The organism is Peptostreptococcus stomatis DSM 17678 (assembly GCF_000147675.1).
Taxonomy (GTDB): Bacteria; Bacillota; Clostridia; order Peptostreptococcales; family Peptostreptococcaceae; genus Peptostreptococcus; species Peptostreptococcus stomatis.
In genome coordinates, this window is sequence record NZ_ADGQ01000051.1 from 13,387 (window position 1) to 35,620 (window position 22,234).

The window sequence follows — 22,234 nt, forward strand, 5'->3', positions numbered from 1 at the left end:
ATCAATTAATCCGGTAAGACATAAATCCTTTTATATTATAATTTCCTAATACCCAATATCATATGTTGGGTACATACTATCATCTCCTATAACGGACGTGTGTTTATCCCAAACTGACAAATCACTTTTTCTCATAATTATACGAGCTCTTCTATCATTTTCATTCTTTTTAATAGAACCTGTAAACTGTACCCACTCACTCATAGAGCTAACTTTTTTATAAGCTTCCTCAGGCTTACCCCCGAAAAATAGTTCGGCAATCTCTAGTACTTGTTCTCTGTTTAGCATTTAAATCAACTCCTTAATACTGCTACACATCATTACCATCTATTCCTAGATTATCAGCACTCCTAATTTTCCTATTATCAGTTTGTACTGTTTATGATTAAGCTAAAAAACACTCCTAATATTCTCGCCCTTTTTGTGATATAATCATTCACTTAACAGGTTCCTTTTATAATTTATTCACATATTATTCCTGATATTTTGATATTTTCATTCCTACTACATATTTTAATATACAACAATTCAAGGGAATTTACAACTATTTTTTGAATATTTAAAATTATTTGAGAATTTCTTATTAAAACTATTAATATAATAAGTATTATTGATACTATTAATTATAGCATATTTTTTAACTAAGTTGGCAAAATTGAAGAAAATAAATTTTATTGTATGGGTATAAAAATATAGCCACGGAGCATATTACCCCGTGGCTGTTTTAGTATTTGCAATCTATTTAGCACCTAGTGCTGCCATTGTGATATAGTTATATGGCTGGTTGAAGTGAGGTAGGAAGAATATATCTAATAGAGCAAGTCTATCGATAGTTACCTTCTCCTGGATAGCCAATGAGAACATGTGGATACCCATTGACATATCGTATTCTGATGCCATCTGAGCACCTAGAACTACTCTAGTCTTCTTGTCATATACTATTCTTATCTTAACATCTGGATTAGTTGTTTCTATGAATGCTGGCTTCTGAGTATCTTCAAAGTCAGTGTATTCAACTTCAAGACCTAGCTTTTCAGCCTTAGCAACAGTTATACCAGTAGAAACCATCTTTAGGTCGTAGATACAGATACCATTTGATCCCTGAACACCTATAGATTCTATTGAAGTACCAGCTGCATTATGAGCTCCAACAATACCACTTCTTACTGCATTTGTAGCAAGTGCTATGTAGTTAGTATTGTCTATTGTATTATCGAATACAGTAGCACAGTCACCTATAGCATAAACATCCTTCATGCTAGTTTCCTGCTTTTTATTTACTAGGTATGATCCGTTTCTGAATAATTCTAACTTATCCTTACCTAATGCATTGTTTGGTCTGAATCCTATTGAAAGGATAACCATATCAGCCTTTATTTCCTTCTTGTCAGTTACTATTGAAGAAACCTTACCGTCAGTTCCCTTAATTTCCTGAACTGCCTGACCAAATTCAAGGTTTATATTATGGCTAGCAAGATTTTCCTTCATCAAGCTAGTGAATGGTTCATCATAGTAAGCTGGAAGACAAGTATCAGCTATATCAACCATAGTTACAGTCTTTCCAAGTCTTTCAAATGCTTCTGCTAATTCTACACCTATGTAACCTGCACCAACAACTACTATATCCTTAATTTCAGGATTTTCTAGCTTTTCTATAACTTCTGCAGCGTTCTGGAATAACTTAACCTGCTGTACATTTTCTAAATCCTTACCAGGTATATTTGGTACTATTGGAAGAGAACCTGTAGCTAGTATGATCTTGTCATATGAATCTTCAACTTCAGTTCCATCCTTTAACTTAACATATACCTTCTTTGCATCAAAGTCTATATCATGTACATCAGCTTCCATGTGTACCTTAGCACCCATAGCCTCTAACTGAGCCTTATCAGCATAGAACAAACCATCTGGCTTTGAAATCTGCTTACCTATCCAAAGAGCCATACCACAACCTAAGAATGATATGTTATTATTCTTGTCATATACTACCAACTCATGTTCTGGATAGTTACTTAAAATTGTTCTAATTGCCGCTGTACCAGCGTGATTTGCACCTACTACTATAATCTTACTCATATTTACCTCCATAATGTCTTTTACCAGCATCCTTACTTTACGAATTGCAGGATTACCATAATTTGATTTGTTTTTTTATATAAATTGACGTCAAAATTTACTCTGTTATGGATTTACCCTTGTAATTGTTTTCATAAACATTTTTTTCATAAAAAAGAAACATTTTCTCAAAATATTTTTCTTTTAAGACTGATAAGCCTTGTATTGCAATGCTTACATTCTATAATATTTTTTGAAAATTTTTTTAGATTTGTGATTTTTTTGTTATAATTCAGGAAAAATTAGCACAAAAGACCCTTCAAAGAAGAGAAAATAAAAACTCCCTCAGAAATATCCAAGGGAGTTTACTCACTCTATTAAATTCTATATTGTATTATAACTATATCCTACTCTGGTATTATAACTAGGGTACACTTAGCATGCTTTAATACATAAGCTGTACAAGAACCTATAATCCTAGTCAAGCCCTTTTTAGTTGACTTAGTCATTACGATTATGTCGATTCCAAGTTCCTCAGCATGTCTTACAATCTCATCACCTGCATAGCCAAAAGTAAAAGATGCATCTGTCTTAAATTCACTAACTACATCTCTAGCCTTATCTAGTAGTTCCCTACCATTCTTTTCAGAAGTCTTAATCTCATCACTCATAGAAATTCCATCTATGAAAACTAGTTCCTTTACATTTATAATATGTAGTTCTACTTTATCAGGCGAATAGTTCTCTTTAATAAAATTTAAAGAGTGCATACTTCTCTCTGTTCCATCTATAGGAACCAATATTTTCTTAGTTGTCATAAAAAAACACCCCTTTCAGCTAATTGCAATATAATAAGTTTCGCTTATTTATTACTTACTTTAATTATACAACCATTTACTAAAAAGGTCAAATAAAAAGGTAGCCGAGTTCAATTGGCTACCTTTTTACTTTTATTAGTTTATCTTGAGTTATTTTATGTGCATTATTAGTTTACCCAAACAGATTTTGTTTAAGCAAATTTTATCAGCTTTTTTTAAATTTCTTAGGCGAGCTTCTTCCTTCCAACTAAAGAACCCATTAGACCTGCTATTATAGCTGGTATTACCCAGTTGAATCCTAAATTAGCCAATGGAAGCTTATTTATGAAGTCAAGAGCAGGAACCTTAGTAGAAACTAGTGTTAATATACTAATGATTAATGTCAAATATGCTGCAAACCTATATACATTAGGGTTCTTAACCTTACTTCTGGCAATAGTTAATACTATTAGAACTATTGTAGGAGGGTATACTATAGCAAGTATCGGGTTGGCAATCATTACCAAACCAGCAACGCCTATTGTAGCTGCTCCTGCTGAGAATACACATATTATTGCAACGAATACTGGATAACTAACCTTGTTCTTTGTAAGACTTGAAAGGTATTCTGCACTTGCAGATGTCAAACCTATAGATGTAGTTAGACACGCCAATGATACGGCTACTGACAATACAGTCTTACCTGAGTTACCAAGTAACATCTGAGTTATATTTACTATAACCTGAGACTTCTGGGCATCAACACCATACATAGTTGATACTGTTGAGCCTAGGTAAGTTAATCCTCCGTAGATTACGCCCAGACCTATACAAGCAACTATACCAGCCTTTATAAGTAGACTTACCTGGTCCTTAGGTTCAGTATATCCCTTTTCTCTAAGAGTCAGGATTAATACTGCACCAACAGCTAGTGGGACGAAACAGTCCATAGTCTGGTAACCATCAGTTATACCCCTCTGGAATATATTAGCTATCATAGGCTCTGCAACTGGTTGACCCAATGGTGATATTACACCCTTTACTATGATTACTAGTAGGGCGATTATCAAGAATGGTGTCAAAACCTGACCTACTATATCTATAACCTTAGATGGTCTAACTGTCAATACAAATGTCAATGCAAAGAAGACAGCAACAACTAGAAGAATTGGTGTATTCTGTCCAAGAATTGGCGTTATACCCATTTCGTATGTAGTTGCACCTGTTCTAGGTATTACTAGTAGGGGACCAACACACATGATATCCGCAAAACTTAATAAAATTGCAGGACCCTTACCTATCTTTTCAAATAACTTCATAATATCACCCTCACATAGGGCTATTGCTATAATTGCTAATAAAGCCAAACCTGCATCTGCAATCGTGAAACCAGCAAATGCTACAAACCAACTTGGTCCCGATATAATTCCCAAATATGGTGGGAATATCAAGTTACCTGCTCCAAAGAACATGGCAAATAGGGCAAAGCCAAATGTTATGATGTCTTTAAAATTACCTTTTTTTGTCATAAAAGCTCCCTTCCGTACTTTCTCAGTATTTTTCTACTTTTGTAAATTAATACTAAAAAAGAATATTCTTTATTTTTTATTTATTAATAATATTATAATTTTATTTTTATTAAGTTGTCAAGGGTTTTTTTATAAATATATAAAGACTTTTACTTTTATTTTTTCACCGCTTTCAAAAAAATATTTTTTTAATTTTAGATAAACCAATATAATTTAAGATAATTTAGGATTTTCACTTTTTAAAAGATGTTTTTATAAAAAAGAAAGATACCCATAAGTATATAAGGTATCTTCCCCGTTTTCATATAACCAATAATTGTTTTTATATTTTATATTTTCTTAACTAGTCTATATCCTGGATAATACTTGCATCTCCATCAGAACCTGATGATGAATTGTTATCCGTATTAGAAGACCCAGTTGTGCCTGATGATGAATTGTCTGAATTTGACCTATCATTTGACTTAGATGATGTAGTAGATCCCTTGGAGCTTACACCCCAGATCTTCCTAATCTCATTTTTCAATTCATCAAATGACCATGTCTTGTTAGTATTAACTATACTGTTAGGGTCATTTATCAAGAAGTCACCGTTTTTATTATAACCCTTGATGACTATGATATGGCCTCTCTCAGTAAATATACCCGGCTTAACGCTAACGATTAGGATCTTTTTATCATCCAAGGCCTTCTTCATCTTTGCTTCTACAGGGATTACATCCTGAGATTCCAGGCCAAACTTAGACAAGCCTGCTTCAAACAACTTCCAACTAGTAGAGTTGTCAGATGACACATAACCATTTTCCTGGCTATACTTTGCTATATCATAAGGGTTGACAGTCGAACTAGAATCAAAGTGTCTGATTACCATAGTTAATGATGTTGGTCCACAACCTGTAAGACCTATAATATCCTTACCATATGGCCTATAGCCCCATCTTCTATCCCACTGCAAGAATAGTGGAACATTGCCATCTACATAATAACTTGAGTTTATATCTGAAGACAACTTCCTGTTATTGTACTTTTCCCTATCCTTGTAGCTATATACAAAGTCAACAGTTTCATAGTTTCTAGCAACTAGGTCTATCAAACTATCCGGATATGAATCTATATTCTTGATTATATAGTCTAATCTTTCAGTTTCCTGACTGTTTAACTTACCCTTGATAGCCTCCAACTTCTTAATCTTTTCTTCCTTAGTTAAAGTCTTAGCAGGAGTTGTTGTCTTTGTAGTCTTTTTCTTATCAGTAGACTTATTCTTGTCATTTACCTTAGTAGTCGTCTTTGTAGGTGTATTAGTGCCTAGCTTATGCTTTAACATATCTATACCAGTAGCCACCAATACTGCTATCAAAACTATACCTATAATTAGGACACCAAGTCTCTTAAAGTTTATTCTCTCAGCATTTTTCTTGGCATTATTCTTATAAACATCCAGTCTAGACCTATATGCACTATTTGGATTGCTAGTCGTAGTGTCCCTCTTGTTTTCCTTGGCCCTCTTTCTAGCCTGCTTTCTTTCAGCCCTGGTCATCTTGGATTTTTCTTCCTTATCCTGCTGTTTACGCCTTCTAAGGAGTTCTTCTATTTCATTCTCCTTTATCCTGACTTCATCCTCTAGTGTGGCAAGTCTAGGTTTTCTCCTAGTCTGCCTTACCTTTGGAAGACGCTCAGTCGGCCTCTCATCTTCATGCTTGCTAAGAGCCTCAATTAGGTCTTCTATCTTCTTGGTCTTGAAGTCATCACTTTCTGTATCTTCATTCAAGCCCTTTTCTATGTCTGCAACGCTGAGTTCACCCCTATCGGAATCGTCCTTACTGTCTATAGATTCACTTGACCTGTCAAAGTCAGAATATTCCTTGTAGATTTCCACATCTGACTTGTCCATATTGGCCCTTTCCCTGGCCTTTTGCTTGATGTATTCAGGATCATCAATATCCTGACCCAACCTGGAAGCTTCCTTCTCTCTCTTTAACCTCTCCAGACTCTCTATCCTGCCATAGGACTGGGCCATAGTGTGGTTAACTACTGGACTAGACTTCTGAATAGCTATCTGCTTTTCATTTAGCATAGTTTGCTTTCTTATTTTTGCATTTTTTTCAGCCTCTTCCGGGCTAAGTTCTCTAACTACAGGCTGACCTATTTTATTATTATATTCATTATTTTCATCTTTATGGAATTTTTTTAGACTGTTTTCTTCGTACAGCTTATCTTTATTGCTCAAATCTTCATATATGTTCGCGTACTTATTGTCAACTTTTTTATTGTTGCCTTTAAAAGTATACTTCGTGTCTTTTTTTGAAGCCATGATTTATCTCCCTTCGTAGAGTATATAATCTATTATATCATATTTATGCAAATACCACTATTCTATAACCTTAATTCTTTTATTTGTCCTAATCTTTCTTCTACATCACAAAGTTTGATAGTTTCAAGCATCTTTACACATTCTTCATTCATTTTGAAGAATAACTCATCCACATATTGGGCCATACCACTGCATATAGCACAATCAGAGTCCAAATCACCAGAATGCCACTTCGACTCTATAATGGGTACAGATACAGCATCATATATATGTTTTAAATTGATACTTTCCCCCTTGTCAGCCACCATGTAACCACCATTGACACCTGCCTTGGTAGTTACAATGCCGTACTTTTTGCACTTGGCCATTACCTTCCTAATCCTTACAGGGTTGGTACACAAATTTGTAGACAACTCTTCGCTTGACTTTGATTCTCCTGCATGCATTAAAAATACAAGAGCGTGCAAAGCAATAATAAATTCACTCATATTTAAATCCCTTCTAGCTAGAAACTTATAAGTTGGCTACTGACCAGCCTTCGTATATAAGTTATAATAATAAGCTTTATTTTCCATTAATTCCTGGTGGTTACCCTTTTCTATAATACCATCAGCTGTCATTACGACAATCAGGTCTGCATTCTGTATAGTAGTCAGCCTATGGGCAATTGTAATGGTAGTCCTTCCCTTTGATAGAACTTCTAGTGATTCCTGAATCACTGCCTCACTGTTGTTGTCAAGGGCTGAAGTAGCCTCATCCAAAATCAGGATTGGTGGGTTTTTCAAGAATACCCTGGCTATAGATATCCTCTGCTTCTGACCACCTGATAGCTTGACTCCCCTTTCACCAACATATGTGTCAAATCCATGTTCTAATTCCATGATAAAATCATAGGCAGATGCTAACTTGGCTGCCTCGACTATCTCTTCTTTTGTAGCATCTGGCTTACCATACCTTATATTCTCCATAATAGTACCAGAGAATAGGTAGACATCCTGCTGGACTATACCTATATTATTTCTCAGAGAATGTAGGCTAAGGTCCTTGATATTCTTTCCATCAACGTAAATACCACCCTTAGTCACATCATAAAATCTAGGAATCAAGGCACATACGGTAGTCTTACCACCACCTGATGGACCCACCAGGGCTATATTCTTACCCGCATGGATATCTAGGTTAAAATTATCCAAGACATAATCCAGTTTCTCATTATATTTAAACGACACATTCTTGAATTCTATGTCACCCCTAACATCAGTCAGGTCAATAGCATTAGGTGAGTCAACTATCTCAGGTTCAAGAGACATAATTTCATTAAACCTCTCTATACCAGTCATACCCTTTTGGAACTGTTCAGTAAATTCTACTATCCTCTTAACAGTCAATAGAAGGGTAGATACATACATTATATAGGCCAGCATATCACCAGGTACCAACCTACCCTTCATCATCTGGTAGCCACCAAAGACTATAACTATAAAGTACATCAAGCCATCAATACTCCTATTGACAGTATTAAAACCTGCCATAGACTTGTAGAATAACTTCTTTATAGATAGAAACTTGCTATTATCTTTTTCAAACTTTTTTAGTTCTATATCCTCATTGGCAAAACTCTTGACAACCTTGATACCAAGGATGCTATCCTCAATACTAGAGTTAAGGTCACCCACATGGACCCTCTGCTTCTTCTGTTCCCTTCTCATGCTATTCTTAAACCTGCTAGAACTAATAAACATCACAGGTATCATAAGGTATACAGCCAGGGTCAAAGGCATATTTATATTAAACAGGATAACAAAAGATATACATATCTTGATAAAACCTATAAAATACTCCTCCGGACAATGGTGGGCAAACTCAGTTATATCAAATAGGTCATTAGTCATCCTCGACATAATTTGACCTACCTTAGTCTCATTATAGAAATTATCGGACATGGTCTGTAGGTGCTTGTACATATCAAACCTCATATCCGTCTCAATCTTGGCCCCCATTATATGACCAATAGATGCCATATAATATACAGCCACTAGTTCTACACACTTGATAAGAATAAAAAGGACAGCAATCCTGGTTATCAACTGAAGAGTCAAAGAGCCAGCATCGGCGATACCTATATTGGTCATATACCTCAGTATTAGTGGTAGAACCATCTCTGATGCAGTTGTCAAACCTGCACACAAGAGGTCTATAAACAAAATATTTTTATACTTTTTAAAGTATGGTATCACACTCTTTATTAAACCTATATTACTCATAAAAATCCTTTCTCAATAATCTCTCGGAATTTGCAAGCAAATAATCCGACATAACATCAAAAGATACATGCTTGATGTCTGCCAACTCATTTATGACAGCTTCCAAGATATTCCTCAAATTACCTGGGTCAAACTTCTTCTTGAAAAGCCACTCTATGGCCTCTACCCCATCAGTCTCGACCAATATTCTGTCAAGAGGCAAGAGCTTGACCATATTCCTTACATTTTCATCTACAAAAATCGCTGGACCTACTGTAAAATGACAGCCCAAATCAATAAACTCCCTAACATACTTGTCGCAACTATACCAGTGGATAACCATATCCAGGTCATAGTCCTTCAAGATTTCATAAATCCTAGCCTCCATCATTTTGGTATGAAGAATAATGGGTTTATTGTACTTCTTTGCCAGGTCCAAACTCATCACAAAGGCCCTCTCCTGGTCCTCAAATGGAGTATCACACCAACAAGCATCCATACCTATCTCACCTATTAAGTTGGCATCCTTAATCAGATCTTCATAAGAAGACCCAAATTGTTGGTCAACTATATCAGCATCAAAAGGATGTATACCCATACTATAGTATAGGTCGTCCATAAAGTGAATCCTATCCTTTGAAAATACTTCCCTCTTATCTATCAAACCTTTAAACTCGTCACGGCTCTGACAGTTAATCACAGGAATTACATCCTGGTCATAATAGGCCTCAAGGACCTCTAAACTTGAAATATGTGTATGAAAATCATATATTTTTTTCTTGTTCATAGGACACCTCCTATTTATCTTCTACTAAAAAGCCCTCCTTGGCCAAGACCTCTCCTATATAGTCCAGGTCATCTTCACTATCTGCCTCGACAGTATGGTAGTGAAGATAGTCATTAGTCAAAAGGCTAAGGGGCCTATTTCCATCTAGGTCCATCTTGTCCATAAAGATAGATACCTGCCTCCTATTAGAAATATCTAGGTCAGCCTTTAAATCACCATAAACGGGATGGTTTACAATTACATCTAAAAGCCTGCCTCCAGCATCAACGATAGAATTTAACTCGTCCAAGGTCCTAGTCATATCATGACTTACCTTAAAGACCCTCCTAGGTTTACTTGGAAGGTTGGCCTTCAAAATATACCCCCTATTAGTTGATACTATATCTATGTCTGAAGCCCTCAAAAGGGCAATATCAGCTACTATAACCTGTCTAGTTACACCGAATTTTTGGGCCATATCGGCAGCAGAAACCGGTCTTTCACTTGACTTCAAAAGTTCAAAAACATCTTGTCTTCTATCATTTACCTTCAATGCTAACACCTCCCAATAAAGCATGAATATCCCTTATTATAGCATGTATTTAGGCCAGCCGGCAATAGTACCAAAAATGATTACAATTAAAAAATCTATTTTTGGACCCTAAAAAGATAGGCTGGTTCATTCCAAGCCAGGTCGAACCTGGATTAAAATAACCAGCCTATCTAGAACAAATAGAGGCATTTTCTTATCCTGAAAAGCCCCCCATACCAGGTATTCACCTAGTATATATCATTCTTTAGTATGTAATACTCCTTCTAAAGGAGTATTACTTCTTAGCTAATAAATCTCTAATTTCTTTTAACAACTCTAACTTTGGATCTACTGCTGGACCAGCTTCCTCTTCCGCCTTCTTGAACTTGCTTGTAGCAGTATTTATAGCCTTAATAAATAATATTTCTCCTAATTTAAAAATACAGGCTTCTTACCCTACATATTCAGACATCTTCTTACTAGTAGTATAAACCTAGTCTAGTATATCGTCTATATAAAAACCTATAATCTTTGAAAATCTATCATAATTCTTCACATAGGCAAAGTCCCTACCAAAGATTTTCTTTTCAACCTCAAGGTCTTCCTCCTGGCCAGTAAAAATCCCCAGGACATACTTACCCCTCAACTTCATATTAAAGACTTCCTGGGCGGTATCCTTGATGGCAAGGTCATCTACATAGTCCTGACCATCAACCTCAAAAAAACCCTTGGTACCCAAATTTATCTTGTCATTGGGCTTGCCATCACTTAGGACTATCATTATCTTCTTGTCATAGTCCCCTGCATCCATCAGCTTGGCAACAAGACTCAAGGCCAGACCATCCCTATTACTACCGGATGCCTTATAGTCAAATATCTTAGAATTCTTAGACCTCGGGTCCTTATAGTCCCTAAATTCATTGACCACTAAAAAATTAAACAGGTTGCTAAAAGCCAGGACCCTGGTAGGTATATTTAGAGAAGTCAAGGCCTCGGCAATAATATATGCCTGGGCAGCCACTTGACCTTCACGCTCCATCTGAGATGAAGATGCATCTAGTAGAATATCCACTGATATTGAAGTCATCTCCCTCTTGTCAATCCTGGCAAAAATCTTGTCCTCATTGAAGGCCTTATTCTTCCATATCCTGGAAACCACCAGGTTGCCTGAATTAGAAAACTCTATATCCTCTTCATCATCAAATACTAATTTTTTCTTTAGAATTTCCCTCAACTCGTTGATAGACCTCCTAAAAACTAATTCATTGTCACGATAGTATTCCAGGTTTAAATCAGCCTGGGCCTTGATAGACTTGGCATAATATATATTATCCCTGTCTATATCAAAGTCCCCCCTGGTAAAGTGGAGTTTAATACCCTTGTGGATACCCCTACAAAGGTCTGTCTCCAAACTGCTTAGGATATGGCCTGGTAAAATTGACTTACCAAACCTATCACTAACTATCTTCCTTATAGTATCATTAGACCTGGTCATGCTAGGACTAAGGGGACTTTCATTCCTATCAAGGACTAATTCGTCTACATCTATCCCCTTGGTAAATTCTGCCGATTCTATGGTCATATCTGGATCTATGTCCTGGCCAGCCTTTAGAAATTTCTTCCTCATGGCCAGCTTCAACCTCGACTGCTTGGCTGTCTCCACTTCCTTTTTATCATCACTAGACTTATCCTCCTGGTCACCAGAATCATAATCAAACTTATGGGCCTGTGATAGGTCCAGCCTGGTATTTACAAAGAAGTACTTTAAAAAGGCTGCATTGAGGTTTTTTATTATCTCCTGACTGGTCCTGGCACTATTCCTGGCCTGCATATAGTCAACCAGGTCCACAATGGCAGGTGAAATACCCAACTTGTCAGGGTCTACAAATAGGCCTGCCAACCTGGCATAGTAGACATAGCCCAAGGCCTGGGCATTGTCATAGGCCCTAGTTGTCTGACCATCCTGGTCTTCTTTTACCAGGCCCCTGGCAAGAATCTTATCCAAAAAATCCTTCCTATAACCACCAGCCCCTGGCCTGGCCTTGATAAGGTCACCCGCCAGGCAGTCGTCAAAATATACCTCACACAATTTTAAAAACTCGTCCTTTAACTGGGTTTTTCCATAGTGGACGTACAAAAACTCCATAAAGATCTCCATATCCATAACCTTATAGACATAGCCAAGGACCAACATCTTGTAGTAATCCATATCCCTATCACCATAGGAATCAAATAGGTCCAGCAAGGGCTTGAAAGAATAGTCCTCTGAAACAGTCCAGACAGTATTTTCTTTTCTTAATCTATCTTCTTTCATATCTATCTTCCCTCGTTCTTACTTCATATCTATCTTACTTCATTTATATTTCTATATAAACTTTCTTATACTTATATATTTATAGTATTTACACTGTATTCATCAGTTTTTGTATTCAGCTAGTTTTTACCTAAGATTAGGATAGTTTCACACCATGCCCCTCGGCATAACCTAGCCAAGGAAAATATCCTTGCTATCTAAATTCCTTGGGAATAGGGATGCAACTACATCTCCTACTATTTCCCTCTCATAAACATCAAAGGTCTTGTTTACTAGTCCCATATCAAGGGCAGACTTGACGTCCAAGCCCTGGGCCATAGTTTCAATGGCAGCAAACAGACCTCTTAAATCTATAGGCTTAGAAGAAATCTCTGCATTTAGGGACTTTAACTGTAGGTCCATAAAGAGCTTAACAAAGAGATCCCTGTAGTCCTCTCTTAAATTAAATTCTTCAGATAGGATCATCTTTAGGTTATCTTCACTGATAGTAGGCATATCTACCACCAAGAATCTAGATACTAGGGCCTCATTCAATTCCTTAGTACCAATATAGCCGTAGTTCATAGTACCTATAAACCTACTGGCCTCATGTAGTCTTATCTTGTCATAGCCGGGCACATCTATAATACGCCTGTGGTCCAAGGCAGAATAAATAACAGCCAAAGACTCATTTTTTGCCATATTAATCTCATCAAATACTGCAAAACCACCAGCTTCAGCAGCCATATATACAGGTCCCTTCCTAAGGACTACCTCATTATTGACAAAGGTATCAGCCCCCAAAAGGCTGGCAGCATCCGAATTAATATTCATGGACATATTCCACATAGGCCTATAAAATAGCCTAGCCAGGTTATCTGCCAAAACATTCTTACCAGTGGCCTTAGGCCCTGATAACAAGACATTGTATCCGGCCAGTATACCTGCAATCAACTTTGCCCAAACCTGGCCACCATAATAGCTATACCTAGGCTGGGGTATCCTATCTATATACTGGTCATCCAACTTATAATAGGCCCTAAAAGCCTCTACCTCATCCAAAAGTTTATCAGGAAGGCCCTGTTTTAATAAAAATTCTCTCATTTATATCCTCCTAGCATTACTCACTCTTTTAATAATCAATTTCATAAATATTATACCCAATAAAAAAGGATCTACCTATATATATTTTGAATAATATCGGTAAATCCTAATATTTTCCTGAATTTATAAAATACCTATAACAAGTATAGATCACAAAGATAATAAAAAAGTCGACTATAGGGGAAATAAGCTACTTCTTTTTACCGTAATTATTTAACCCCTTCTTCTTGATAATTGTCGGATAATCTACATAGGCCACATTAGCATCACTTCCACCCTCACTGGTAGACCCTATCCCCTTGAAATGGGCCTTATTTGTATACTGCCACATGCCTACCAAACCAGGACCATTGTAGCCATGACTCCTGCTGGACCACCTGGCCACCCATATGTCAAAGCCCTTTAACTTGTCCATATCAAAAGAATTGTCTAACCAGGACTTCATCGTGTATAGGCCTACATAATAGCCACTAGATTCCACCCGTTTCATAAAGGCATAGGCAATCTTGGTCCTCAAGCTATTTCCCAACCTGGACTGGCACTTGTCCTCCATGTCCAAGTATACCGGATAGTCAAATTGCATACCCTCCAATGAATGGGTAAACATATCAGCCTCCCTTATAGCCTCATCAACATTGGTAGCATAACAATACCAGTAGGCCCCAACCCCCAGGCCAGCCTTCTTACAGGCATTGTAGTTCCTAACCCAGTTTGGGTCCTCACCACTATAACCACTACCAGCCTTTAAAATTGCAAAGTCTATACCTGCCCCCCTGGCTGCCACCATATCACACTTACCATTGTATTTACTAATATCTACTCCAAGCCTTGTATTCATATCTTCAATCTCCTTCTTTCTCTTAAAATCATAAATCATATCATCAACCTCTTCTTCATCCAAAGTTTCTGGCTTCAAAAAAGAGTTCTTCGTATCAATAGAAATATAGTCCTTAGAATTTTTAGCTGCCCTAAGGAAGATTTTGCCCTCCTGGTCATCAAGTAGCCTGTTCCTCATGGCCATAATCCTGGCATAAAGGTACTTGTATAATCTCACATATAGGCCATCCTTAGAATCATCCCAGCCTGCATTCAGCTTATATACCTTTGCCTCTGTAATCCCCATATGCTTGGCTATCTCCTTGCTTGACATAGCATAACAGGTCCTTAGAAGCCTGCAAATAGCCATATCCTTGTCCCTGGCATGGGCCTTGGAAGTCTTTATATAGGTCCTATCCCCCCTACTTGCATCAAAGATAGACTCCATAAGGTCAATATTGTCGTCAATCCTATCCCCAGTCATTCTTAGGGAAAACAAGAGTGACAAGGTACTTGGATCAAAATACTCCTTGGCTAAGGACTTCGCATGGTCTGAACAATCAAAATCACCCGACAGTAGGGCCTCAGCATTTAAAATATCCCTGACAGAAACCCTGGCATCCTTGTTTGAAAAATGCTTGTAACCAGTATCCGTACCTGCAAAGACTGAATATAGGAAGTCCTTCATCACAAAAAACGTCAACTCCCTACACACACCGGCAAATACATCCATTAGGTTGTCTGTCTCCTCAAAAGAGTCAATTAGGTCGGTATATAAACTATCTGCTATAGAATTAAATAAAGCATAGTTTGATACCTCTTTACTAGTTTTTTCCCTCATTAGCATAAAATCTCCTCCTAAATTATATTATACTGTATTTGATTTTAATTATTAATCCGATTTTATGATATCACTAAACATCTAAATTGTAAAGCTATTTTATAAAAATATTTTGAAAATTTTGTTTTTTATCAATAAATAATTTATCCATCATTAAAGTATAAAAATCCCCCTACCAGTTACTAATAAAACCAGTAGGGGGGCTTTAGCCTAGGTATTATTTTTCATCAAGTATCCTGGCCAACTCAGAAATGCTGTTTGACAATAGGTCTATCTTCTTTTCCATCCTCACCAACAAGTAGAGGCTTATTGCTATTGGAAAGCCAACATTCTGTATTATGCCCACTATAGCCTGATTATCCATGACTGCCTCTTATAGAACAAGGTCGTATGTCTCTGTGTTAGTTTCAACTATCTTGGCATCAAGAGCCTTAATCAAGCCGTGACCCTTAATTCTGAAGACATTCTTTTCTATAACCATGTCCATTACCTTCTTGATAGCCTCTTCATTTACACCAGGGCCAGGATTTCTCACTGACAGGTTAAATGTCTTACCATCATCCTTTTTAAACCTCATTGCTATCGTCTTTCTTACTTCCATTACTTATCTCCTTTCAAATTATCCCTATGATCTCACTCTTACTGGGCGTCTTCCAGTTCTTTATTTTCCAACTTGAAGATTGCAGCGACTTCCTTTTCCTGTAGGCCTAGTATAGCCTTAACCACATCATGCACGTCCTGGTCTGGGGCATCTGTCCTGATGTTTGCAAAGTTCACATATGCAAACTTGTCCTTGCCATCCTTGCCATGACCATCCTTTAATCTCGCCCTGTAACTCACCTTTGTTTCTTTTACCTTTACCATAATTTCCTCCTTAAAAATATTTTTTATCAACGTTGAACTTTTGACTTGTAATGAGTAGCTATCTCTTACACTTATAATTATAGGGCCTGGTCTACAAATCTTTTACCAAAAAAGGGCTAATATAAGACTAAATTCTGATAATTGACTCCAAAAAATGGAAGGTATTTTGGGCATAAAAATTGCCCCCTGGCATAGGACCAGGGAGCATAATATTTCTTGCTTTATTTACTTTTATACTTATTTGACATAGGTCAATATTCTACTATCACCTATTTCTTTCTCCTAGTTACAGCAAAACCACCTGCTAAGATTGCAAGTCCGCCACCGACTACCGGTGCCAGTCCACCTACCATACCAGTCTTGGCCAGGCTAGATGACTTAGAGTTAGAATTAGATCCTGTATTTCTATTAGATGGGTTATTTGTCTTATTGTTTGTTCCAAGATTTATAGTCTTTACTATAGGAGTCACCTTGTCCTGCTCGACAATAAAGTGGTTTTCCTTTGTTCCACCAGTTAGCTTGTAGTAGTAGTTACCTGGCTGTAGTGATACCACACCATCCTTCAATAGGGTTGCCCCTTCTGTTGCCTTTGTTGAAGATAGGTAGCCATCATCACCAGTCTTACCCTTGAATACCAGTCTTGGATTGCTCTTCTTATCCTTGTCTACTGCAAATATAGACACTTCCTGGTCAGAAACAGCCGAGTTGCTAGTGTTGATTATTCTTATCTTTACCCCTGTCTGCTTTTCAGTTGGATTATTATCACCAGACTTCTTTTCCTGAGTTACTTCCAGAGTAGATGTTGAGCCTGCGCCAACTTTTACCTTGTATACAGTTGTATTTAAGGCATATCCATCACTTGCCTTATTTTCAATTAGGGAGTATTCTCCAGGCTTCATTGATATACTTCCATCTATTATTTCTATTCCTAGGCTACTACCTTCAGTAGTGATTGATGAAGCATCCATCACATTACCCTTATTATCAAAATTAATAGTTGCTACAAGCTTGTCGTTATTCTTTATATCTACAGTAGCCCCTCCTAGAAGAGCCCTAGTAGACTTGTCTATTGACCTAACGATTAACTGGCCCATACCCTCTTTAAACTTTGTATTTCTAAGTTCTATATTAGAAGTAAGTCCTTCTGTCACACTCAAAGTCTCTATCTTGGCATTAAGCATATATCCCTTTGGAGCCTTAGTCTCCATATATGAATATTCCCCATTTTTCAGGTTCAGGTTTCCGTTAGTATCCACGATATTTGTCACATCATATGAGTTTGCAGGAGTGACTGATTTTGAATCAGCCTTACCCTCAGCATTTGTCTTAAAGGAAAATGCCTTCTTGCCAGCTGTAAAGAATGTAATCTCTGCATCTGCAACCTTGTCTCCTACAGAAGATGTCTTGGTAAAATCAACCGTACCATTTGCAAGTACCGAACCCAATGACATTGGTATAGCTATAGCAAAGGCCGACACTATTCCTAATAATTTCTTATTATACTTCATATTATTCCCTCCAATAACGTATTCTTTCTTATAATAAATTTTTTTTATTCATTTTAAGTCTATCCTATTTATTTAATATTGATTTAGTCTTGGACTAGCTAATATTTATAGCTATATTTAGACCCAAGCATGAATATTAAAATATGATAGTATATATTAATATCATACCATAAAATAGTAAAAATATAAATAAAAAAACAAAAAAGAGACTAAGATGAAAGTCATTCACCCCAGTCTCAATATTATTGATAACAATTAGAATAGGCCTGATATTGTACCCTTTTCGTCGACATCTATCCTAAGAGCTGCTGGCTGCTTTGGTAGGCCTGGCATCTTCATAATAGCCCCAGTCAAGACAACTATAAAGCCTGCACCTGCTGACACATTAGCCTCCCTTACATTTATCCTAAAGCCTGATGGTCTACCTAGCTTAGTCTGGTCATCAGATAGGGAATACTGGGTCTTGGCCACACATACTGGCAAGTTACCAAAGCCCAGGTCCTCAAGTTCCTTGATCTGCTTGCTGGCCTCTGCTGTATAGTCTACACCGTCAGCCCCATATATCCTAGTAGCTATGGCATTTAGCTTGTCCTTGATAGACATTTCTTCATCATAGCAATACTGGAACTGGTTGTCTGACTCCTCTATCAGCTTAAGGACTTCCTTGGCAACCTCCAGGCCACCTTCTCCACCCTTGGCCCAAACTTCAGATAGGGCTACATTTACGCCTAGCTGGTTGCACTTGTCTTCAACTAGCCTTAACTCTGCCTCTGTATCAAGAGGGAACCTGTTTATTGCAACTACTGCAGGTAGCTTATATACCTGGGTAATATTTTCTATATGCTTTAGTAGGTTTGGTAGGCCTGCCTCTAGGGCCTCCAGATTTTCTTCGTTTAACTGGTCCTTTGGCACTCCACCATTGTATTTTAGGGCTCTTACAGTAGCTACTATAACCACTGCGTCAGGCCTGATACCAGCCTTCCTACACTTGATATCCAGGAATTTCTCGGCACCCAGGTCAGCCCCAAAACCAGCCTCAGTCACCACATAGTCACTCATATGCAGGGCCATCTTAGTCGCAATTATAGAGTTGCAACCATGGGCTATATTGGCAAATGGTCCACCGTGGATAATGGCCGGTGTCCCCTCCAGGGTCTGGACAAGGTTAGGCTTTAGGGCATCCTTCAAGACTGCTGCCATAGCCCCATTAGCTCCCAAATCTCTGGCTGTAACCGGCTTACCGTCATATGTATAGGCAACTACTATGTCACCCAATTTTTCCTTTAATTCTCCAATATTATTTGATAGGCAGAAAGTAGCCATAATCTCAGATGCAACCGTGATGTCAAATCCATCCTCCCTAGTCACACCGTCTACCTTCTTACCAAGACCATCAACGACATTCCTCAACTGCCTGTCGTTCATATCTACACACCTTCTCCAAGTAATCCTCTTAGGGTTTATGTTTAGGTCATTGCCCTGGTAAACATGGTTGTCCAGCATGGCTGCCAAAAGGTTGTTGGCCGCCCCTATAGCATGCATATCACCTGTAAAATGCAGGTTGATGTCCTCCATAGGTATTACCTGGGCATAACCACCACCGGCTGCCCCACCCTTGATCCCAAATACTGGTCCCATTGATGGCTCCCTAAGAGCTGTGATTACATTCTTGCCCAACTTGGACAAGGCATCTGCTATACCTATAGATGTTGTTGTCTTTCCCTCACCAGCTGGGGTAGGATTGATGGCAGTTGTCAGGATTAACTTACCCTTCCTGTCCTCTGTCCTATCCAATACATTATAGTCAATCTTGGCCTTATACTTACCATAAAGCTCAATATCATCCTCACTTAAACCAATCTTTTTAGCGATATCCCTGATATCCTCTGCAACTGCTTCCTGTGCAATTTCAATATCTGATTTAAAACTCATTACTATACACCTCCGTGAAAATTCAATACTAGTAACTTGATAAAGAGTATTATCCATACTTTATATCATTTTTAAAACCTAATAGTTCGTTTATTTTCGAACATTTTTATATTTTTCATACCTATAGTATAGGTTATTTAGGGTAACAAGTCAATATAATTTTCATAAATTTATGGCTCAAAAAATATGGTATCCGGCTATTCTCTTTAGCAATCAAGAGACTTCTTTTCAGCCGGGAAACTTGTCATATTTTTTGAGCCTTAATTAGGTTTACTTTTATTGGGCATCCAGGGTCCTTATACAGGCCTGGGTAACCTCATCTGTCGGGTCTATCTCATAGGCCCTGCCTATATAATACCTGGCCTCATCCTCTTCCCCATTATGGAGATAGGCCATACCCAGGTTACATAGGATCTCTGGGTCATCTTTTTTCAACTTGGCTGCCCTAGTTAGGTAGTCAATAGCCCCCGTCATATTGGCCTCCTGGGCCAGGCATAGGGCCATCTCTACCAGGGTATCAACCTGAGTCGGTCTAGTAATCAGGATTTTTTCCAGGTAGGACTTGGCCTGGCCTAGGTCTCCCAGTGACTTGTAGGCCAGACTGATAATAAATAAGAGGTTCCACCAGTCCGGATACTGGCTTTCGAGGTCTAATAGGTCTTGTAGCCCCTCTTCAGCCTTACCCTGGAATACAAGGTTGTATGCATACTCATACCTAACCTTGTGGTCGATCTTGGCTAAATTTTCCATGATATCTGTCCTAGTTTCATCATCCAGGCCTAGGTTCAAGGCCCTATCCCAAGTCAACTTAGCCTTAACAAACTGGTTCTGGTTGGAATAATGGAATCCCAACTGGTAGTAAGCCAGGGCAAAAGAATCATCAAGACCTATAATTTTCTCCAGACTGGCCAAGGCCTCTAGCAGAAAGTCGTTCATGGCCTTGACATCTTCGTCCTTCTGGTATCTCAGACTCAATTCCTGGCATATAATGACATACTGGTATAGGCCCATGATATCATCCGGTTCCATCCTAAGATAGGCCCTAATATATACTAGGGCATCCCTTATTTCACCCTTGCTGTAGGCCTGGTTGGACATATAGCCCATATAGTCCATATAGTCAAAATTGCTCTTTCTGGCAAAGGTCTCAATTAAATCATCATATTCCACATTGTAGATAAAATCAGGGTCTATCCCCTCCAGGTAGATCATGGCATCAATCATAGACATCATATTAATCTCTTCCTGGGCCTTATTGTCCTTGATAGATTTGACCAGGACATTTGACTTAATAGGTATCTTTATCCCCTCCTTGGGCACATCATATCCTATCAGACCCAGGTCTTCTGACTTGTCTATAGTTATAAAGACCAATTCCTCAGCCTTGTCTAATACATACTTATCCAATCTATTTTTCATAATCGCTCCCTTCCCACTTACTCTATTCTTTATATATTTTATATATTTGCTATCTTTTCAAGCCTAATTTCCTCAAGTCTTAATATTATATATCATATCATATAGGCCCGACTTTGTGGCCAACCTAATCCTGTAGGTATTTCCCTCTCTTACCTTTTCAAGTATCTTGTACCTATTAAGTATAGGGTCCTGGCCTTGGTAGCCAACATCTTCATTTAGAAAATGCTTGGGTGAAGACCTGGCACCATACTTCCTGGTAATTTTATTCCTATTTCTTAGGTCTATTAAATAGTCCCCCATAGAGTATATAAAGGCCTTTGCACTGGCTTCTAAGCTTGACCTTGAATCTAGAAAAGCTCCATCATCTATTCCTACTTTGTCTATTTCATATCCCAATATATGAGCAAGGACCCTTGTCAGACTGTCTCCATCCACCTGACCCCCTTGCAAGAAGGCTATCCTGTCGAATATATCCAGGTCATGAGTACCAGTATTATAGGTGGACATACCGATATCATCAATAAATATTCCAATATTACTGGTTGACTTATCAGCCTTATTAGTTGATTTAACAACATTATAGGTTGATATCCCCTCCATAGAGTTTATAATTTTGTGAATTTTCCCTATGTATTTAAGCTTTTTAAGTTGAAAGTTAATAGTTTCTTTCTTAGTCTTTTTAGTGAGGTTGTAGGCCACTAAACCATCCTTCATATCTCTTAGTATAGATATAAGCTTATCTCCCTCCATACTTTGGCCTCCTGACCTAATATAAGCCCTTATAAGCCTATCATAGGCCTGAACTTGTATGATATAGTCATCTATCCTGTCTAAAGAGCCATAATAGGTTTGTACCTTGCCAGCCAGATCTAGCAGGCTAGATTCATAGGTCTCATAAGACCTGTTTACCAGTATCATTGGCAGGAAGAAATTAAGGGGACAGGTTTCCCCCTTTTGACTGTAGTGGTTGAAATATACTAACTCGTCATAGAGCCTAGCCACATCATAAGTAAGGGGACCCTTAGAAGAATTGTCCATGATTTTGACCCCTATAGTTAAGAGCCTGTTGTTTGATAGAGATAGATCCACTTGACCATACTTGCCTGGCTCATAGGACTTAATATATAGTTTTTTTATTATTTTATCTGCATTTTGCATGGACCAGCCCCCTCTTAATTTACCAGCTTAGTTTACTCAGCTCATTTTTAGATATATTTTAACATA

General features: G+C 37.8%; 19 protein-coding genes. All 19 read right to left on the reverse strand.

The window, feature by feature from the left end; genetic code table 11:
* Positions 1–45: 45 nt before the first annotated feature.
* Positions 46–288 (reverse strand): hypothetical protein, encoded by a 243-nt coding sequence (locus HMPREF0634_RS04775; protein ID WP_040565769.1) that lies wholly within the window; start codon positions 286–288, stop codon positions 46–48.
* 450 nt (positions 289–738) lie between these two features.
* Entirely contained in the window at positions 739–2,076 is a 1,338-nt protein-coding gene (gene nox, locus HMPREF0634_RS04780; protein WP_007789497.1) for a H2O-forming NADH oxidase, read from the reverse strand.
* Positions 2,077–2,462: 386 nt separating this feature from the next.
* Complete coding sequence (locus HMPREF0634_RS04785; RefSeq protein WP_007789517.1) at positions 2,463–2,873, reverse strand: universal stress protein; 411 nt, start codon at positions 2,871–2,873, stop codon at positions 2,463–2,465.
* 224 nt (positions 2,874–3,097) lie between these two features.
* Positions 3,098–4,381, reverse strand: a complete 1,284-nt coding sequence (gene brnQ, locus HMPREF0634_RS04790; RefSeq protein ID WP_007789492.1) for a branched-chain amino acid transport system II carrier protein — start codon at positions 4,379–4,381, stop codon at positions 3,098–3,100.
* Between the two features lie 343 nt (positions 4,382–4,724).
* Complete coding sequence (locus HMPREF0634_RS04795; protein WP_040565770.1) at positions 4,725–6,692, reverse strand: C39 family peptidase; 1,968 nt, start codon at positions 6,690–6,692, stop codon at positions 4,725–4,727.
* Positions 6,693–6,754: 62 nt separating this feature from the next.
* Positions 6,755–7,180, reverse strand: coding sequence for an RrF2 family transcriptional regulator (locus HMPREF0634_RS04800; RefSeq protein ID WP_007789499.1), 426 nt, complete (start codon positions 7,178–7,180; stop codon positions 6,755–6,757).
* A gap of 36 nt (positions 7,181–7,216) precedes the next feature.
* Positions 7,217–8,956 (reverse strand): ABC transporter ATP-binding protein, encoded by a 1,740-nt coding sequence (locus tag HMPREF0634_RS04805; RefSeq protein ID WP_007789496.1) that lies wholly within the window; start codon positions 8,954–8,956, stop codon positions 7,217–7,219.
* Positions 8,949–9,722, reverse strand: a complete 774-nt coding sequence (locus tag HMPREF0634_RS04810) for a TatD family hydrolase (RefSeq protein ID WP_007789494.1) — start codon at positions 9,720–9,722, stop codon at positions 8,949–8,951. Before HMPREF0634_RS04810 ends, HMPREF0634_RS04805 begins: the two co-directional genes overlap by 8 nt.
* Before the next feature lie 10 nt (positions 9,723–9,732).
* Positions 9,733–10,254, reverse strand: a complete 522-nt coding sequence (locus HMPREF0634_RS04815; protein WP_007789503.1) for a transcription repressor NadR — start codon at positions 10,252–10,254, stop codon at positions 9,733–9,735.
* A 472-nt stretch (positions 10,255–10,726) separates the two neighbouring features.
* Positions 10,727–12,547 carry a vWA domain-containing protein gene (locus tag HMPREF0634_RS04820; protein ID WP_007789521.1) on the reverse strand — a complete coding sequence of 607 codons (1,821 nt, stop codon included), beginning with the start codon at positions 12,545–12,547 and terminating at the stop codon, positions 10,727–10,729.
* A gap of 171 nt (positions 12,548–12,718) precedes the next feature.
* Entirely contained in the window at positions 12,719–13,630 is a 912-nt protein-coding gene (locus tag HMPREF0634_RS04825) for an AAA family ATPase (protein ID WP_007789506.1), read from the reverse strand.
* 190 nt (positions 13,631–13,820) lie between these two features.
* Positions 13,821–15,293 (reverse strand): glycoside hydrolase family 25 protein, encoded by a 1,473-nt coding sequence (locus HMPREF0634_RS09375; RefSeq protein WP_007789489.1) that lies wholly within the window; start codon positions 15,291–15,293, stop codon positions 13,821–13,823.
* A 211-nt stretch (positions 15,294–15,504) separates the two neighbouring features.
* On the reverse strand, positions 15,505–15,651 hold the full coding sequence (locus HMPREF0634_RS09510; protein WP_007789519.1) for a YvrJ family protein: 147 nt from the start codon (positions 15,649–15,651) through the stop codon (positions 15,505–15,507).
* Between the two features lie 9 nt (positions 15,652–15,660).
* Positions 15,661–15,888, reverse strand: coding sequence for a DUF2922 domain-containing protein (locus HMPREF0634_RS04835; RefSeq protein WP_007789490.1), 228 nt, complete (start codon positions 15,886–15,888; stop codon positions 15,661–15,663).
* A 38-nt stretch (positions 15,889–15,926) separates the two neighbouring features.
* The gene (locus HMPREF0634_RS04840) at positions 15,927–16,151 is read right to left on the reverse strand and encodes a DUF1659 domain-containing protein (protein ID WP_040565772.1); all 225 of its coding nucleotides are present in this window, start codon (positions 16,149–16,151) and stop codon (positions 15,927–15,929) included.
* A 269-nt stretch (positions 16,152–16,420) separates the two neighbouring features.
* Positions 16,421–17,659 (reverse strand): SpaA isopeptide-forming pilin-related protein, encoded by a 1,239-nt coding sequence (locus HMPREF0634_RS04845; protein ID WP_007789511.1) that lies wholly within the window; start codon positions 17,657–17,659, stop codon positions 16,421–16,423.
* A 255-nt stretch (positions 17,660–17,914) separates the two neighbouring features.
* A complete protein-coding gene (locus HMPREF0634_RS04850) occupies positions 17,915–19,591 on the reverse strand; it encodes a formate--tetrahydrofolate ligase (protein ID WP_007789501.1) in 1,677 nt (558 codons plus the stop codon).
* A gap of 276 nt (positions 19,592–19,867) precedes the next feature.
* A complete protein-coding gene (locus HMPREF0634_RS04855) occupies positions 19,868–21,010 on the reverse strand; it encodes a tetratricopeptide repeat protein (protein ID WP_007789507.1) in 1,143 nt (380 codons plus the stop codon).
* Between the two features lie 72 nt (positions 21,011–21,082).
* Positions 21,083–22,168 (reverse strand): hypothetical protein, encoded by a 1,086-nt coding sequence (locus HMPREF0634_RS04860; protein WP_040565773.1) that lies wholly within the window; start codon positions 22,166–22,168, stop codon positions 21,083–21,085.
* Positions 22,169–22,234 lie beyond the last annotated feature (66 nt).

What these genes read in the sequence shown, in the direction of transcription:
- HMPREF0634_RS04775 (WP_040565769.1), bottom strand. Translation starts at nt 288, where the DNA reads ATGCTAAACAGAGAACAAGTACTAGAGATTGCCGAACTATTTTTCGGG.
- nox (WP_007789497.1), bottom strand. Translation starts at nt 2,076, where the DNA reads ATGAGTAAGATTATAGTAGTAGGTGCAAATCACGCTGGTACAGCGGCA.
- HMPREF0634_RS04785 (WP_007789517.1), bottom strand. Translation starts at nt 2,873, where the DNA reads ATGACAACTAAGAAAATATTGGTTCCTATAGATGGAACAGAGAGAAGT.
- brnQ (WP_007789492.1), bottom strand. Translation starts at nt 4,381, where the DNA reads ATGACAAAAAAAGGTAATTTTAAAGACATCATAACATTTGGCTTTGCC.
- HMPREF0634_RS04795 (WP_040565770.1), bottom strand. Translation starts at nt 6,692, where the DNA reads ATGGCTTCAAAAAAAGACACGAAGTATACTTTTAAAGGCAACAATAAA.
- HMPREF0634_RS04800 (WP_007789499.1), bottom strand. Translation starts at nt 7,180, where the DNA reads ATGAGTGAATTTATTATTGCTTTGCACGCTCTTGTATTTTTAATGCAT.
- HMPREF0634_RS04805 (WP_007789496.1), bottom strand. Translation starts at nt 8,956, where the DNA reads ATGAGTAATATAGGTTTAATAAAGAGTGTGATACCATACTTTAAAAAG.
- HMPREF0634_RS04810 (WP_007789494.1), bottom strand. Translation starts at nt 9,722, where the DNA reads ATGAACAAGAAAAAAATATATGATTTTCATACACATATTTCAAGTTTA.
- HMPREF0634_RS04820 (WP_007789521.1), bottom strand. Translation starts at nt 12,547, where the DNA reads ATGAAAGAAGATAGATTAAGAAAAGAAAATACTGTCTGGACTGTTTCA.
- HMPREF0634_RS04825 (WP_007789506.1), bottom strand. Translation starts at nt 13,630, where the DNA reads ATGAGAGAATTTTTATTAAAACAGGGCCTTCCTGATAAACTTTTGGAT.
- HMPREF0634_RS09375 (WP_007789489.1), bottom strand. Translation starts at nt 15,293, where the DNA reads ATGCTAATGAGGGAAAAAACTAGTAAAGAGGTATCAAACTATGCTTTA.
- HMPREF0634_RS09510 (WP_007789519.1), bottom strand. Translation starts at nt 15,651, where the DNA reads ATGGATAATCAGGCTATAGTGGGCATAATACAGAATGTTGGCTTTCCA.
- HMPREF0634_RS04835 (WP_007789490.1), bottom strand. Translation starts at nt 15,888, where the DNA reads ATGGAAGTAAGAAAGACGATAGCAATGAGGTTTAAAAAGGATGATGGT.
- HMPREF0634_RS04840 (WP_040565772.1), bottom strand. Translation starts at nt 16,151, where the DNA reads ATGGTAAAGGTAAAAGAAACAAAGGTGAGTTACAGGGCGAGATTAAAG.
- HMPREF0634_RS04845 (WP_007789511.1), bottom strand. Translation starts at nt 17,659, where the DNA reads ATGAAGTATAATAAGAAATTATTAGGAATAGTGTCGGCCTTTGCTATA.
- HMPREF0634_RS04850 (WP_007789501.1), bottom strand. Translation starts at nt 19,591, where the DNA reads ATGAGTTTTAAATCAGATATTGAAATTGCACAGGAAGCAGTTGCAGAG.
- HMPREF0634_RS04855 (WP_007789507.1), bottom strand. Translation starts at nt 21,010, where the DNA reads ATGAAAAATAGATTGGATAAGTATGTATTAGACAAGGCTGAGGAATTG.
- HMPREF0634_RS04860 (WP_040565773.1), bottom strand. Translation starts at nt 22,168, where the DNA reads ATGCAAAATGCAGATAAAATAATAAAAAAACTATATATTAAGTCCTAT.